The following is a 16,077-nucleotide window of genomic DNA, read 5'->3' as shown; positions in this document are numbered from 1 at the left end:
GTTCGGCAATCAAAATACCTTATTCGATATTATTAAGCACACCCCCTCGCCAAATGCCTGTTAATGTTTAATTTTGCCCTCTCTAAAACAGTATAGATATGTACAATACACTAAAACCGGTTTTACAGCAGGAGCTTGCCGACATTGAAAATGCAGGGTTATATAAAAAAGAACGCATCATTACATCGGCACAGGGTGCCGATATTACCGTTCTGGGTGGTCAGGAAGTGATCAATTTTTGTGCAAACAATTATCTTGGCCTGTCGGGCAATCCCCAAGTGATACAGGCTGCAAAAAATGTGATGGACAATCATGGTTATGGTTTATCGTCCGTGCGTTTTATTTGCGGTACACAGGATATCCACAAACAGCTGGAAGCTAAAATATCCGAGTTTTTAGGTACCGAAGATACCATACTATACGCTGCGGCATTTGATGCCAACGGCGGTGTTTTTGAACCCCTGTTCAATGAGCAGGACGCTATTATATCCGATGAACTGAACCATGCCTCTATCATCGACGGTGTGCGTTTGTGCAAGGCCCAGCGCCATCGTTACAAACACGATGACATGGCCGATCTGGAAGAAAAACTAAAAGCCACCAAAGATCTGCGTCACCGCATCATCGTAACCGACGGCGCTTTCAGCATGGACGGAACCATCGCTCAACTGGATAAAATTTGCGCCCTGGCCGAGCAATACAATGCTTTGGTGATGATTGACGAAAGTCACTGCTCGGGCTTTATGGGCAAAACCGGCAGAGGCACGCACGAGCACCATAATGTAATGGGGCAGATTGATATTATCACCGGCACTTTGGGTAAAGCTCTGGGCGGTGCATCAGGAGGTTTTACATCGGGCCGAAAAGAAATTATTGACATGCTGCGTCAGCGTTCGCGCCCGTACCTGTTCTCCAACACCCTGGCGCCTGCTATTACCGGCGCTTCTATAGCGGTGCTGGATATGCTGAGCGAAACCACCGCCCTGCGCGATAAACTGGAAACTAATACCCAATACTTCCGCAAAAAAATGACCGATGCCGGTTTTGATATCAAACCAGGCGTACACCCTATTGTACCGGTGATGCTGTACGATGCCAAACTGGCCCAGGAGTTCGCCGCCAAAATGCTGGATGAAGGTATCTACGTGATCGGTTTTTATTACCCGGTAGTACCACAGGGCAAGGCCCGCATCAGGGTACAGATCTCGGCCGCCCATGATACCCATCACCTGGATAAGGCCATAGCGGCATTTACCAAGGTAGGTAAAGAGCTGGGGGTGATTTAAGCCCATTCAATTTAATGTAGAACATGGAATGTCCAATATCGAATATTGAAGTTAAAGCTTCGGTGTTGGACATTCAAAATGCACTATTCGATATTACTCGCCGCCAATGTTGGTGACAACACCAACAACGGCGGTGGCAAAAAAATAGATTGTCATGCTGAGGAATGAAGCATCTATTATGCGATATGCCCAGTGAAGAAGATCCTTCGTTCCTCAGGATGACAACGTAATATTGAACCTTTCAAACCCCCTCTATGCGCGAAGCGGAGAGAGGGGTGACGAGCGCAGCGATGTCGGGGGTGAGTCTAATCAGCGCTTTGCGATTCGCAATTTTTTAAAACTTTTTAAAGTTTTAAAAACTACTCAAAATCGTATTGGAATTTGTTAAAAGCATTAAAGTCGATGGTTTTGAGCCGATTTCTGGGCGTTTTTGGTTTATTTTCGGGTAGAAATTTGTTAAAATTTAAGGTTTAAAAAGTTTTTCTAAAGCACGTATCAAAACTTCGGATCATTATTTTGTTCAACAAATTTTCAATTAATAATTTTTTAAGAATTAATTAAGGGTTGATAACAAATTTGGGTTTATAACCATTTATAATAAACCCATGTTTAATTTTTCCAGATTTCAATCCCTATTGCTGGTATGGCTGCTGCTTAGCGGTCACCTGGTGTACAGTCAAAGCAAACACAGCCAAACTTCGGCATTTACCAGTTATAAGGGCCTGGTGATGGCGGGCTACCAGGGTTGGTTCAACGCCCCGGATGATGGTGGCGGCCGCGGCTGGAATCATTACACTTCTCATGGAAAATTTGAACCCGGCTACACCAATATTGATGTATGGCCCGATGTAAGCGAGTACAAAAAAACCTACAAAACCCCCTTTAAACATGCTGATAGTAGCTATGCCTATCTATACAGCTCGCACGATGCATCCTCTACCGAAACCCACTTCAAATGGATGCAGCAATATGGTATCGACGGGGTGTTTGTACAGCGTTTTATTGGCGATGTGCAAAGGGGCCGTGGCAAGGCCCATAATGATGTGGTACTGGGTAATGTGCTTAAGTATGCGCAAAAATATAACCGGGCTGTATCGGTAATGTATGATCTTTCGGGCATGCAGGCCGGCGGCGATTCGCTGGTGATCAAAGACTGGAAGCATCTGGTGGACAGTTTGAAACTAACCAACCGGGGCAACAAGCAAACCTACCTGTATCATAATGGCAAACCACTGGTGGCGGTATGGGGAATCGGTTTTAACGATCATCGCCGTTACGGCTTTACTGAGGCCGAAAAGATCATTGATTTCCTAAAAAACGACCCGGTTTATGGCGGATGTTCTGTGCTGCTGGGTGTGCCCACCTATTGGCGCGATTTTGGGAACGACACCGAAAAAGACCCGCATCTGCATGATGTATTGCGCAAAGCCGATATTATCCATCCCTGGTTTGTAGGCCGGTATAACGAGCAATCCTATCCTGCATTCAAACACCGTATTGCCGAAGACATAGCCTGGTGCAAAGCCAATAAGCTGGATTATGTACCCGTGGTTTTCCCCGGCTTTAGCTGGCATAATATGAACCCCAGAAGCCCCCAAAACCAAATTCCACGTAACCGCGGACAGTTTTACTGGAAACAAATCACCGGGGCTATCTCCAGCGGTGCCGAAATGCTCTACGTAGCCATGTTTGATGAGGTTGACGAAGGTACGGCCATACTCAAAGCATCCAAAAATCCGCCGGTAGGTTTAAGCAATTTTGTAAAATATGAGGATGATATCCCTAATGATTATTACCTGTATTTAACCGGGTATGCGGGTAAAATGCTCCGGAAGCAGATTCCGTTGCAGGATAGTATACCGCCGCCGGTATTGATGAAAAATAAGCTTAAAAAATGATATGGCGTTACTCCTCCATACTTCAGAAAAATAAGGTTCCCAATATTTTGTAAATCGATTTTAGCAAATTCTATAACATTTTCACAGGCTAACCGGGGTTGTTAATGTTTTATTAATACGTTATTATTTGCGGCGCATAGTTTAGCTCCCTGTTGGTAATTCGATCGGATTACTGGTATACAAATTATTTAAACCTGATAACCGTACATTTTATGAAGAAAAAGTATGCCGGTGCGCTGGCTATTTTAATGATGGCTTTTTGCTCTTTTGAGTCGCCTGAACCTGTTAAATATCCTTATCAAAATGCCGCTCTGCCGGTTGAAAAACGGGTAGCCGATCTGTTAAGCCGGATGACGGTTGCCGAAAAAATAAAACAGCTGGATATGTACAGCGGTCACGAGGTAGCCAACATGAAAGGTCATGAGTCAGCATCGTATTCAGACAGTGCCCGCATCGCCATAGGTACCGAGGGTATTGGCTCGGTACATGATTTGTATCCCTTAACTTCTGATATCAGCAACCAGATACAGCGCTACGCGGTTGAACATACGCGTTTGGGTATCCCCGTACTGTTTATTGAGGAGGGCCTGCATGGTTACTCGGGCTTGGGGAGTACTACCTTTCCTGTTCCTTTGGCGCTGGCCGGAGCCTGGGATACTACTTTAGTACATCAAACAGGGCGCATCATCGCTACCGAAATGCGCGCGCATGGGGTTGCTATGGTGCTGGGGCCGGTGCTTTGCCTGCCGCGCGACCCACGCTGGGGCCGTGTAGAAGAAACTTATGGCGAAGATCCTTACCTGGCCGCCGCCAACGGTGTGGCTATGGTAAAGGGTCTGCAAGGTAATAAAGTAAGCGATGCTGATGCTGTATTGGCCGAGCCCAAGCATTTTGCCGTACATGGCATACCTGAGGCTGGCAGCAATACCGCACCGGTAAATATGGGTGAACGCGAAGCCCGCTCCTCATTTTTATATGTGTTCGAAAAAGCTATTAAAGAGGGTGGTGCTTTGGGTATGATGGCTGCCTATAGCGAGTTGGATGGTATCCCCTGTGTAGATAACAGGTGGCTGTTGAAAGATGTGTTACGTAAGGAATGGGGCTTTAAAGGTTTTGTGCTATCAGATCTGGGGGCTATCAAAATGTCGATGGTTAATCACCGGGTAGCAGCCAATACCGCCGATGCCATGGCGCAAACACTTACTGCCGGATTGGATATGCAGTTTTATGATTTTTCGCATACCGAGCTGATGAGCGCCATCAAAAAAGCACTGGTCACCAAGCAACTGAGCATGGCCGAACTTGACCGGGCCGTGGGTGATGTACTGCGCGTTAAATTTATGCTGGGGCTGTTTGAGCATCCTTATGTTGATGAAAGCCTCATTAAAAAAGTGTTTCATACCGAAGCGAGCCACGCAGTGGCCCTGAAAGCCGCCCGGGAAGGTATTAGCCTGTTAAAAAACGATAATGCACTATTGCCGCTTAATGCTAATGTGCATTCGGTGGCTGTTATTGGTCCGCTGGCTACCAGTACTTACCTGGGTGGTTATGCTAACACCGACGGTAAAGGTGTAGCCATGTTAGATGCGTTGAAACAAAAAGCCGGCAGCGATATGAAAATTGAGTACGAGGCAGGCTATTCTACCCAGAATAAATCTCTCGACACGCAAAGCGAAGATCTGCAAAAGGCAATCGACCTGGTAAATCATTCGGATGTGGCAGTAGTGGTGCTGGGCGAAGATATCAATGAGGTGGGCGAAGGAAAAGACCGGTCGAACCTTGACCTTAACGCCCGGCAAACCCGCTTGATAGAGGCCCTTCAAAAAACGGGTAAACCTATTGCCGTGGTGCTTTTTAATGGCAGGCCATTATGTATCAACTTTGTGGCTAAAAAAATACCGGCCATTGTAGAATCGTGGTTTCTGGGTGATGCCGGAGGATTGGCTATTGCCGATGTGCTGCTGGGCAAGGTAAACCCCTCAGGTAAATTACCAATGACCTTCCCACGATCAACCGGGCAGATACCTTATTATTATGACCATAAACCAACCTCAAGACACGTATATGTTGATCAGGATACATCGGCATTGTTCCCATTTGGACACGGCCTGAGTTATACCACTTTCGCCTATGCGGATTTAACAGTTAGCCCGGGAACTATACCGGTTAATGGCGTTGTGAATGTTGGTGTAACGGTGAAAAATACCGGGAAGGTGGAGGGTACGGAAGTGGTGCAATTGTACATCCGTGATGTGATATCCAGTGTAACCACGCCTGTAAAATCATTAAAGGGCTTTAGGCGCATCACGCTGAAACCCGGCGAAAGCGGCAAAGTGCAATTTAAATTAAGCACGGAGGAATTAAAAATCTGGAACCGCCAGATGAAACATGTAGTAGAGCCCGGCGAATTTAAGGTGATGATAGGTTCATCATCCGAAGATATCAGGCTGCGGGGGAACTTTTGGGTGAAATAAGCGATTAGATGTGCAGATGTGCAGATGTGCAAATATCAGATGTGGAGATGATTTTTGAATGAAACATGTGGAGGACGCATGCAAAAGTCGCGGCTATTATAATTGGTGCTTTTTGTTTAAAAAAGCTGGCAAAAAGTGGGTTTACACTTTTTGGTGATAAATAATTATAAGTGTTTGATTTTCAATTAAATAAGTCCATGTTGACCCCAAAAAATGTAAACCCATGTAAACCCACTTTTGCAACGTGTTTATCGGGAGACGCATGTGATGCGTCTCTTAAATATATCACATATATCCCCGGTAAACATAAAAGCCCTGCTGTTAGCAACAGCAGAGCTTTGTTATGAGATGATTGTAGAGTTATGGTTTAGGTACCGTTGGTCTTACGGTGGTCAGGGCGATCTGGCCTTTGAACATTTTAGCGCCATCGCCGGTTAGCCTCAGGTAATAGTCAGATGAGCAGGGTGTACCATCTTCGTCGAGCGATTTAAAGCCCGATCCTGCTGGTACAAAGGCCTGGCTTTCGGCGGTTTTGGCAATCTGGTTGCTTTCGTTATATTCATCAAACATCGAGATGTAAATACCCTGGGCACCGGCTCGTTTCATATTGTAAAACTGGCGCCACATGAAATCGCCATGAGCCCGTTGCTGCGCACTTAAATCGCCGGGCAAAACACAGGGTTGATAATCAATGCCGTTAGCCTTGCAATAAGCTTCGTCCGGAACATTAATGGTATTATAAAAATTGTCTGATTCGATCACGTTGCTGATACGCCCCACCATCCATGGCGACAGCATATTAAAGGCTTTATAGGTGGCCAGAAAGCCCGGGCGCGAGTCGCTTTCCTCCTTACGCCAGTGGGTAGGTATACCGCCTATCACGTAGCAGCCCTTGCTTTTAAACCAGTTGATCACCGCCAGGCAGGTTGCTGCCGAAAAATTATGGTTATCATCGTTGAAGCCAAAACCCCAGACACACACTACGGGCTTACCATTTTGTTTGGCATAGGCCGGCGAGGAGGTATAGGCCGACATTTTATTGGTCCAGTCGGTTTCCATTTCTGTGGCCATGTTGGTCCAGCCGCTTACATCATACATAATGTAAAATTTTACACCATTTTTTTCGGCCGCGATCTTTACTTTGGCGGCCATGGCATCACGTACCGGGCCTTCCAAACCGCTGGGGTTAAAACGCTGCAGGGCGGCGCCGTCAATGCCATAATCTTTCATCCACTTAAACTGTACATCAACCGTTTGATCGGTATAGGACGAAAACACACGGGCCTCGCTGCCATTGTTCAAATTAGCGAAATCGGTTTTAAAAGTGGTCGTATAATCGCGCACATCAGGCCATGCGTATATAGCCTTGTTGGTTGGTGATGGCGGTTTGGCCCAATCGTTTGACCAGTGCCAGAACATATTGATGGGCGAGCCGTCGCCGGTAGCGGCAAACCAGCCCTGATAACCCACTACAACCTTACCCACCACATCGCCTATTGGCGAAGGGGTAACGTCAACCGGGGTAGTTGGGGGTGGCACCACTAACGGGGGGGGAGGTGTTGTGTTATTATCCGTTGTTTTTTTAGAGCAGCCGCTCATCGAAAAACTGCTGATTATGGAAAACAAAGCTATCATGGATAGCCTGCTGATGGTATTATTTCTCATGATTCGGTACTTAATAGGGTTTAAATAAGGTGATTGGTTATTTACATCTTCAGATTGGGCATTTTGTCGATTTTTTTGATCATGATGTTACGGTAATAAGCTTCTGCCCCTTCTGATTGTATCTCGATCTTGCCCTTTTGGAAACTGGTTTCAGGTCCCTGGCTGGGCGATATGCGCGAATTTTCCAGTACCAGTACCACATGCCCGTTAACCACATGTACGCTTTTGGTACCGAAACAGTATAACTCCAGGGTGTTCCATTCGCCATGTGGCTTTTCGTAATCGGCGCTGTGCGAGCAGGTGCTTGACGGTGTTCTGTTGGAGGTTAAATGTTGTATGGGTGCTGCAGGGTCATAAATAAATCCCGATTTGGCCGAAGTATCCTTTTTCCGGGCATGAGCATCCATCCCTACACCCACCAGGGCAAAATAATCGCCTATGTCGCCTTCCTGCACCTGGAACTCATGGCCGCGCATCCAAACGTTCCAGAACTGGCCATGCGGTTCGGTAGCATGATAGATGATGCCGTTATCTCTTTTATCCTTCAAACGGGGGGCATACTTTTTTTCGCCCCATTTAAATTCAACTTTAAGGTGATAGTTCTCATATTCTTTTTTGGTGCTCAGGCCGCCATAAATTTGACCGGAGATATGCAAAACAGGCTGACCGTCCACCTCATCGATGGTAAATACATGCAGCGGATCGTTGTTGAGGCCTACGGGTGTACCGTTCATGCCATCGCCTTTGGCATAGCCCGGTAAATCAACACTGGTATGCGGAACGCCTATAAATACGTCCCAGTTTTTAAGATCCTTGCTAAGCAGGGGTGTCCAGGAGCTGTTGAGCTCCTGTGCAGATAGTGCGGTATTGGCCAGTAAAAAGGCACCTATAAAGAATACGGTTGCTATTTTCATGGTTTAGAAGTTTGAATAACCTTTTTAATAGTACCATCGGCGTTGTAAAAAAGTTTGTCGACACAAACTGATCTTTCCCAATCCTGGTGCGAGATAGCACTGGTATGATAAAAAGAATACCACTGCCCTTTGAATTTCACAATGGAACCATGATTAGTATAGCTATCGGTAGGGTCCATATAAACACCTTGCGATTTCCATGGACCCAGCGGGCTGTTACTGGTGGCGTAGCGCATCTGGTTGTGCTTACCGGCAACATCATGATTATCTGAGTACGACAGGTAATAAATGCCGTTGCGTTTGTGTACCCAACTGGCCTCGTGGAAATCTTCCAGGCCTTCCATGGGTTTCATTTCGCCGTCAATTTCCATCATGTTGCTTTTTAGTTTGCCGCCTTCGCATTTGGCACCACCGCCATAGTAAAAGTAGGCCTGGCCATCATCGTCAACAAAAACACATGGATCGATCATGGATTTAAGACCCTTGATGTAGCCCTGTACCTTAAAGCCGCTTGCCGGACTTTTGCTGGTGGCTACGCCAATTTTCCAGCTATCGTTCCATTTGGAATCGCTGGGGTGCGGAAAGTAAAAATAATAGGTTCCGTTTTTGTAGGCGCAATCCGGGGCCCACATAAAGCCACCTTCGGGGCGCCCCCAGGATACCTGGCTGGCGCGCAGTATTTCGCCATGATCTTTCCAGTGTACCATATCATCTGTCGAAAAAACATGGTACTGATCCATCAGGTCGCAACCCCGTGATGGCGATATATCATGCGAGGCGTATACATACAAACGGCCATCCTTCCAGACATGGGCTGATGGATCGGCAGTGTACATTGATCTGATAAAGGGGTTACCCAAAGCGGTATCGGCTTTGTTTTGGGCTAAAACCGGCGTTATAGATAGCACACCTAAACCAATGGCCCACACCAATGATCGGAGTCTGCTTTTTCGCGTTGAGGTATTTATTGTATTTTTTATAATCATGGTTATACAGTTTCTTTTTTTAGAAGACAGGAAGATTGTTTCTTCCTGTCTTACTTAGTTTAAAAATTAAGGTATAGGTTGTTTTGAGTTTATTTTTTTGCCTGGAACCTCAGGTAATCTATACCAGTAACCAGTTCCGGGTGATCTTTACTGGTGGTAGAAAAGAAGATACGGAAGTGGTTGATGGCAGAATAATCGGCCCCGCCATCGCCTGTTTTAATGGATTTACTAAAGTCGAGCACTACATCGTTCCAGCCGCTTTTTAAGGTAGCAGCTAATGGCGCTACATCCCAGGCCGACTCATGATCGTCGGACTTGCCCGAACTGGTAATTTCAATAGAGCCATCTTTGATAATGGTAGGGTCTGATACAAAGAACCAAAATCTGAACTGGCCATTAGCCTCGGTCAGTTTGGTATCAAGCGGGGTTGGTGTATCCTTGATGAATTGCATGAAGTCTGAACCATTGGCAATGGAATTTTTAATATAGCCTGCGCCCTCTTTTTGGCCTGTTGTGGCAATATTAACGCTGCCTACAGTTTGCCATCCATCAGCTTTATCAGTATTGTCAAATACCACTAATGATGGGTCTGGCGGCGGTACTGTTGTTGTGTCAACGGGCGGAGGTTTAAGGCCAGATGTATCACGTGACGTGTATTTTTCTTTTTTACAACCGGCAATTAGGCCTATGATCAGGATGGAGCATACCATCGTTGTTTTTATGAATTTCATTTCCTGTTTGTTTAGGTTAAATTATTTAGGAACATCTATCTGCACTATTTCCGAAAAATTGGAGCTATTGAAGCTGTCGCTTAAACGTACCCCTACGCGTACATAAAATGTACGGCCTGGCAGCAGGTTGGGCACAGTTAAGGTTACCGACTTGTCTGCATCACTCATATCCGTGAAGTTTTTGTTGATGGTAACCGAGTTTACATCCGAAAAATCCCTGATAGAGGCGCCTGCACCTACCAGTTTTGTGGTGTTAACATAAGGCTGTGTGTCCTTAATAGTTGGTAAACCAGCAGCAATAGGCGCGGTGATATTATACTTGATGGTTAAGGTTGTACCGCTTAAACTTGTAGTCAGGTTTTTGATAATGATATATGGGGTAACCGTAAAATCATGCTTGGTACCTTGAGCAATATTTACTACAATGGTATCGGTTACCGGCCAGAAAGCGCCGTTGGTTGGTACCACTTTATATGCGCTTTTAAACAGCTTGGTATCTTCAAATGTGCCATCAAATTTACTGGGGATGGTTTGCGGCGTTGTCCAGCCGATCTGTTGTAACTTGATTTGTGTGCTACCACTGGATGTTTGTAAATTACCACCCGCAGATGAAAGGATATTGCCCTGGAATGAGGCATTAGGTCCATCATAGTTATCTGTTTTTGTACAAGCAGAGATGGTAAGAATAGCTGCGACCACTAAAAAATTGCTAATTAGCTTTTTCATATTTAAAATTTTTAATGCTTAATAGTTAGGGTTGTTAGGAAGCAGGTTAGGGTTTTTGCCGATTTCGCCACCCGGGATACCTTCGTAATAAAATTGTTTCTGGAAGGTATATTCCCGGTTAAACAGCTCTGGCTCGGCCAGAAAAATGTATTTATTTTCGTTGAATACGTAATAAGGCATCAGACCTTTAAAATGCGCGCGATCAAGCACCACATCGGCAGTGCGCCATCTTTTCAGGTCCCAATAGTATTGATTTTCGAAAGCAAGCTCCATACGGCGCTCGTTACGCACCTTGGTCAGATCTATTGATGAATAAAGTGTAGCGCCTGCCCTTGTCCGGAGTTGGTTGATAGAGGTTAGGGCGTCTGTAGTGTTGCCTAATTCTATCGCGGCTTCAGCGCGATTCAGCAATATTTCGCCATAACGCAGATCGATCCAGGGTTGTTCGCTTCTGTTGAGGTCAACCGCAGCTTGTGGTTTGTTGTAATCCACATACTTGCGTACATAAAAACCTGTGCGGGTTAACTCGTCGCCACCGGTCCATGGGCCGGTAAAGCCGATGATCTGCCTGCCCTGATACAAGGTTTTGGTATCGCCAGCAAGTACGTATGAGCGTGAGTTGGGCTGTTTGGCTACTTCGGCAGCAGCGGTGCCGCTAAAAGATGGGTAGATGCCGCGCTGCATATCAAAAGTAAGTCCTCTTAAAGTAGCGCCGGGGAAATAAACGGTAGCCAATAAGCGGGGTTCAAGACCCTGCATTAAGTCGGCACGGTTATCAAATCGTTTTGGAGTTCCGTCATCATTGGTTACCGACAAGTTTCCCCAAAGCTGTACCAGATCCAATGTTGGATAGGAGCGAGAAAGCGCGTTGGCCGTCATATACCGTGGCGACATGGTAGCATCCCAGCTATGCGCGGTATGATTAGCGATGGAGTACTGTTTGATGAAAATGTTTTCGGGGCTTCCACTTTTCAGGAACAGATCAACATAGTTCTGCACCTTGTCTGAGTTGGCATTGTAAAGCGAGTAATGGCCTTCCAATGTTTTGGCGGCATCATAAGCGGCCTGGAAGTATTTAGTTGCCTGATCGGCCGGAATACCTACCAATCCTGCGGCGCGTGCCGGGCCGTCAACAAAATTTACAGAACCATATTTGGCTATACAAGCAGCATATAACATTACCCTTGATTTTAAGGCGATTGCTGCATACTTGTTGGCCCTGCCGGCGTCACTGGCTTCGGGCATCATCTGGTAGCCTAAATCCAACTCAGATCCAATAAAATCCCATGTTTCCTGTTCTTTATTACGATGTACCTGAAGGGTTGACAGTGGAGCAGCCGGATCCTGTGGCTCTTTAATCAGCGGCACCCCGCCATAACGCTTGGCCAGGCCAAAATAATAGTAGGCCCGTAAAAAGTGAGCTTCGCCCAAAAGCGCGTTTACAGTAGGCTGGGTTAGTGTAGCTACGTGTTTAGGCAGTTCAGATATCAGGATGTTCACATTCCGGATATCGCCATAAGGCCAGTACCCGAAACCACCGGCAATATCCACACCACCCCATGGGCCTACTTCTTCGCCTGTCACCCCGGCCGAATTATAAAAGTTCTCCCAATCGTTACTCCCGGTTTTAAAGCCCTGATCCGGCCTGTATTTGAAGTCCTCGATAGGTAAGTTCTGGTATATGGTTGCTAAAAACGACTTAACACCCGCCTCGCTGCTATATATAACATCAGGAGTAAATATGTTGGTTGGCGGGATGTTCAACTTCTGGCAGGAAGTTACGGTAGCTCCAACGGTGATAGAGATGGCTATGATTAATTTGTTTATACTTTTCATGTGTCAATAGTTTAAAAGGAAACATTAGCACCCAGATTAAAGGTCCTGTTCATTGGGTAGGTGTATCCTCCCAGGGCTATGCCGAAATTGTTATTATCTCTTGGATTAGGTCCCTGATGCTCCGGATCGTAATTCTTTAGTCCGGTGAAGGTTAACAGGTTGTAACTGTTCACATATACTCTTAATTTTTTTATACCGAGGGCTTTCAGCGCGTTTGGCGATAACGAATACCCAAATTCCAATGATTTTACACGCAGGTAGCTGGCATTTTGGATTGCTTTTGTGCCTTGTGCATCGGGCGAACCCATTGCCGGGTAAAATCCTGGTACCCAAACTGTATTAGGATCGAAAACATTGGCATATGGATCTGCTGTGTGCCAGCTATCAAGGAAGCGTGTAAGGGCGCTTCGGCCGTACATCAGCGGCGATGCAAATTGCTCACCATACTGAACGTAAACACCCGCGGCTCCTTGTAAAAGCATATTCATATCAAAGCCTTTATAACTTAAGCCTATGGTAAGGCCGTAGTTATACAAAGGGATATCAGTAGTGGCAATAGGGTGACTGTCTTTATCGTCTATCACGCCATCATTGTTCCAGTCCTTATAGTAATAATCGCCCGGTACAACGTTATTGTTACCCCCGCCAGTGTTAACACCGTAGTTGTATATCTGGTTGTAGCTGGTAAATTGCCCTGCATATTCAGGTCCCCACCAAACATTCTGATACCTGTTGGTTTGGTTTTCCTTCCAGTTTAAGTACTCGTTACCCGATTTGCCCCGAAGAACGTTCAGCGCTTTTAAGCGGGTGGTACCAATGTTGCCCGCGAGGTTTAAGCCAACCTTTCCAAATGTGGTACGGTAGGCCAGGTTAAAGTCAAGACCCTGTACCCTGTCGCTGTTATAATTGATCTGTGGTACATCTGCACCTACAGTTCCGGGTAGGGCTACAGAAGGTTGAGCTGGCAATCCGGTCCTGTCGTTTCTGAAAACCTCAATGGTTCCATCTATTTTTCCGCCGAACAGGCTGAAATCCATCGCGATGTTTTTGATGGTGTTTACAGACCAGGTTAAACCAGGGTTACCCAATTTAGGAGCAGAACCGTTAACAGCACCAGCACCGAAAATATAGGTATTTATAGGGTAGGTATACCCGTTAACGTAATTGAATGCGGGAGCGTTGGCCTCATCGCCGGTTTGGCCGTAGGATGCTCTGATCTTTAAATTAGTTAAGATATTTTCAGGAATAAGCTTCCTGAAGAAATTTTCCTTTGTTAATACCCAGCCTACTGATCCGCCAGGGAAAAATCCCCATTGATCTGATCCGGGCTGATACAGGTTATTACCATCGCGACGGAAACTGAACTCGGCCAGGTACTTGCCTTTGTAATCATAATTGAACCTGCCGATAATACTTTTGTGCGCACGATCCTGCAGAGCCCCTGCATCCATACCGCCAGACATATTAGAGTTTTGTAAACCTCCGAATAAATAATCAACAGGGATCTCGATATCTCTGTAGGCATTAAAGTTATCGGCGGTTTCATGGCTTTGCTCATAGGTAGCCATGGCTGTTATGTGATGGTCTTCCAGAAACGTGTGCGAATAGTTTAACGTTACCTGGGCCAGGGTGTTAAAGTGGGTATAATAAGAACGGGTTATACCTGCCGGCGAATTAACCAAACTTGGTATATAGGTATCGCTGGCCGCGTTGTAAGTATATAAGGAAAATGACCTTTTGATCTGGTTATTATCAGCAGTGCCATAATCAATATTGAACAAAGCTTTAGCGCTTAAACCCTCTATACCAGGTATATCGTATGTTAAATTCAACTGACTTGTAAGATTTTTATTTCTGAATCTTTTTGAACCTACTTTGTCGGCATCAGTGATGATGGATGGGTTCATATTATCATCCATTACAGCAGGGTATAAGGGATTATCGTTGGCATATATCTGGTGCGTTGGTATTTGGTTCCAGGTATATTTGTAAACGGTCCATTCATCGGTATAAGGTTGGTTCTTTTCATCCATCCAGGCCGATGTTAGTATCTGCGCTTTAAGCCCTTTTGTTATGCTGGCGGTAACGTTTGAGCGAAAATTATATTTGTTGTAATTCAGATCGCCTGTTTTAAAAACACCGTCTTGTTTTTGATACCCAAAATTGAAGAAGTAGCTTATTTTATCGCTCCCTCCATCAATATTTAAATTGTGCTGTATCTGATTGGCTGTTTTCCTGAAAACCATATCCACCCAATCGGCCGTTTTGCGAGTTCCATTTAGGTAAGGCTGGATATCGGCATAGGAAAATTGAGGAGTAACATTGGATATGAAATTATTAGCAAAATCGCGTTTAACCTTTTCATTGGTCAGCATCATATAATCCACCGCGTTTACACCCTCTGGCATGCCCAAAAATGTTTGTATCGCGTCGTTAACAGAATAATTAATATTGATCTTCCCATTTTTTGATCCTTTTTTGGTAGTGATCAGTATAGCGCCACCGGCGGCCCGCATACCATATATAGACGCGGCAGCATCCTTCAATACCGAGATGCTTTCAATTTCATTAGGGTCCATTCTGCCAATGGTCGATTGGTCGCCGCCAATGATCCCATCAATTACAATTAATGGAGCGCTTTGATAACCCCTGATATTTAGGTTATTGGCATACGAGCCCGGCTCGGCGGTTGTTTGAACAATACGTACACCCGGTATTTTACCGGTTAGCATATTGATCACACTCTCATTTTTGGTGGTAACAATCTCTTTGCTTTGCAGTGTAGCTATAGAGCCGGTTATGGTGGCCCTTTTTTGCACACCGTAACCTACAACAACAACTTCATCCAGACTTTTGCTGGTACTTTTTAAGGCTATAGTACCACCTTTAATGTCTTTAACCGCTACTTCTTGTGTTACATAACCAAGAAATGATACCTGTAGAATAGCGTCGGTATTGGGAACGTTGAGTTGAAATTTCCCGCCTACATCGGTAATGGCTCCCGTGGTTGTTCCTTTAATTTTTACACTTACCCCCGGAAGTGTCGACCCATCGGTTAAGTCAATTACTTTTCCGCTGATGGAAATTTGCTGGGCTAACAAACTAAGCGGGAAAAGAAGAAGTATTATAAGTGAGTATTTAAGTTTTTTCATACTGTTTCTCGTTAATGATTAAGTTTAAATTGATTGGTTACCTGGTTAAGGTAATAGGTGTAATGCGGCAGCACACCTACGGCGGGTACGGTTGATAGTGATTCATGGTTATATCGGTTAATCGGGTACACTAACTCATTACCGGTGGGTTGGTAAAAGTGGAGTACAACTGGTTTATAATTGCATACAAAACAATAGCGGATGATTAATAAAAGATAAATAATTGATTAATATGGGCCTTGTTTTAAATTTTATTGCAATCGATTGTAATAAAATCATCAATCGATACATTATTTATATTATGTACTGATTCAATGAAAGTTATCGATATGTCCCGGTAGTGTTAAGTTTAAATGGCCGAACGATTAATATGGGGGTAATTGGTAAATGGCGTGTTGGATAAAGAATA

General features: G+C 45.2%; 10 protein-coding genes. 3 read left to right on the top strand and 7 right to left on the bottom strand.

Features of this window, described 5'->3' with window-relative positions; translation table 11 throughout:
• Positions 1 to 98 precede the first annotated feature (98 nt).
• From kbl to ACTJKG_RS00675, 3 genes are all read left to right on the top strand, one after another.
• On the top strand, positions 99 to 1,286 hold the full coding sequence (gene kbl, locus ACTJKG_RS00685) for a glycine C-acetyltransferase (RefSeq protein ID WP_172337708.1): 1,188 nt from the start codon (positions 99 to 101) through the stop codon (positions 1,284 to 1,286).
• Between the two features lie 605 nt (positions 1,287 to 1,891).
• Entirely contained in the window at positions 1,892 to 3,184 is a 1,293-nt protein-coding gene (locus ACTJKG_RS00680; RefSeq protein ID WP_440738070.1) for a glycoside hydrolase family 71/99-like protein, read from the top strand.
• 212 nt (positions 3,185 to 3,396) lie between these two features.
• Complete coding sequence (locus ACTJKG_RS00675; protein ID WP_440738069.1) at positions 3,397 to 5,658, top strand: glycoside hydrolase family 3 N-terminal domain-containing protein; 2,262 nt, start codon at positions 3,397 to 3,399, stop codon at positions 5,656 to 5,658.
• 360 nt (positions 5,659 to 6,018) lie between these two features.
• Here ACTJKG_RS00675 and ACTJKG_RS00670 read toward each other — a convergent pair whose 3' ends face one another.
• The 7 genes from ACTJKG_RS00670 to ACTJKG_RS00640 all read right to left on the bottom strand — a co-directional run bounded on the left by ACTJKG_RS00670 (position 6,019) and on the right by ACTJKG_RS00640 (position 15,668).
• Positions 6,019 to 7,323: a glycoside hydrolase family 71/99-like protein gene (locus ACTJKG_RS00670; protein ID WP_440738068.1), complete on the bottom strand. Its 1,305-nt coding sequence runs from the start codon at positions 7,321 to 7,323 to the stop codon at positions 6,019 to 6,021.
• A 41-nt stretch (positions 7,324 to 7,364) separates the two neighbouring features.
• A complete protein-coding gene (locus tag ACTJKG_RS00665) occupies positions 7,365 to 8,237 on the bottom strand; it encodes a 3-keto-disaccharide hydrolase (RefSeq protein ID WP_172337705.1) in 873 nt (290 codons plus the stop codon).
• The gene (locus tag ACTJKG_RS00660) at positions 8,234 to 9,223 is read right to left on the bottom strand and encodes a family 43 glycosylhydrolase (protein WP_440738067.1); all 990 of its coding nucleotides are present in this window, start codon (positions 9,221 to 9,223) and stop codon (positions 8,234 to 8,236) included. The genes ACTJKG_RS00665 and ACTJKG_RS00660 overlap by 4 nt, the downstream gene beginning before the upstream one ends.
• Before the next feature lie 89 nt (positions 9,224 to 9,312).
• Positions 9,313 to 9,954, bottom strand: a complete 642-nt coding sequence (locus ACTJKG_RS00655; protein ID WP_440738066.1) for a hypothetical protein — start codon at positions 9,952 to 9,954, stop codon at positions 9,313 to 9,315.
• 21 nt (positions 9,955 to 9,975) lie between these two features.
• On the bottom strand, positions 9,976 to 10,680 hold the full coding sequence (locus tag ACTJKG_RS00650) for a DUF3823 domain-containing protein (protein ID WP_440738065.1): 705 nt from the start codon (positions 10,678 to 10,680) through the stop codon (positions 9,976 to 9,978).
• 18 nt (positions 10,681 to 10,698) lie between these two features.
• A complete protein-coding gene (locus ACTJKG_RS00645; RefSeq protein ID WP_172337701.1) occupies positions 10,699 to 12,516 on the bottom strand; it encodes a RagB/SusD family nutrient uptake outer membrane protein in 1,818 nt (605 codons plus the stop codon).
• A gap of 11 nt (positions 12,517 to 12,527) precedes the next feature.
• On the bottom strand, positions 12,528 to 15,668 hold the full coding sequence (locus tag ACTJKG_RS00640; protein WP_440738064.1) for a SusC/RagA family TonB-linked outer membrane protein: 3,141 nt from the start codon (positions 15,666 to 15,668) through the stop codon (positions 12,528 to 12,530).
• Positions 15,669 to 16,077: the final 409 nt, after the last annotated feature.

The sequence above is a fragment of the Mucilaginibacter sp. 22184 genome (assembly GCF_052045695.1).
GTDB lineage: Bacteria > Bacteroidota > Bacteroidia > Sphingobacteriales > Sphingobacteriaceae > Mucilaginibacter.
The sequence above is the reverse complement of the archived record's forward strand: the minus strand, read 5'-3'. Positions and strand labels throughout refer to the sequence as shown.

Excerpts from the sequence above, each read along its gene's own strand:
- kbl (WP_172337708.1), top strand. The coding sequence starts at position 99 with ATGTACAATACACTAAAACCGGTTTTACAGCAGGAGCTTGCCGACATT.
- ACTJKG_RS00680 (WP_440738070.1), top strand. The coding sequence starts at position 1,892 with ATGTTTAATTTTTCCAGATTTCAATCCCTATTGCTGGTATGGCTGCTG.
- ACTJKG_RS00675 (WP_440738069.1), top strand. The coding sequence starts at position 3,397 with ATGAAGAAAAAGTATGCCGGTGCGCTGGCTATTTTAATGATGGCTTTT.
- ACTJKG_RS00670 (WP_440738068.1), bottom strand. The coding sequence starts at position 7,323 with ATGAGAAATAATACCATCAGCAGGCTATCCATGATAGCTTTGTTTTCC.
- ACTJKG_RS00665 (WP_172337705.1), bottom strand. The coding sequence starts at position 8,237 with ATGAAAATAGCAACCGTATTCTTTATAGGTGCCTTTTTACTGGCCAAT.
- ACTJKG_RS00660 (WP_440738067.1), bottom strand. The coding sequence starts at position 9,223 with ATGATTATAAAAAATACAATAAATACCTCAACGCGAAAAAGCAGACTC.
- ACTJKG_RS00655 (WP_440738066.1), bottom strand. The coding sequence starts at position 9,954 with ATGAAATTCATAAAAACAACGATGGTATGCTCCATCCTGATCATAGGC.
- ACTJKG_RS00650 (WP_440738065.1), bottom strand. The coding sequence starts at position 10,680 with ATGAAAAAGCTAATTAGCAATTTTTTAGTGGTCGCAGCTATTCTTACC.
- ACTJKG_RS00645 (WP_172337701.1), bottom strand. The coding sequence starts at position 12,516 with ATGAAAAGTATAAACAAATTAATCATAGCCATCTCTATCACCGTTGGA.
- ACTJKG_RS00640 (WP_440738064.1), bottom strand. The coding sequence starts at position 15,668 with ATGAAAAAACTTAAATACTCACTTATAATACTTCTTCTTTTCCCGCTT.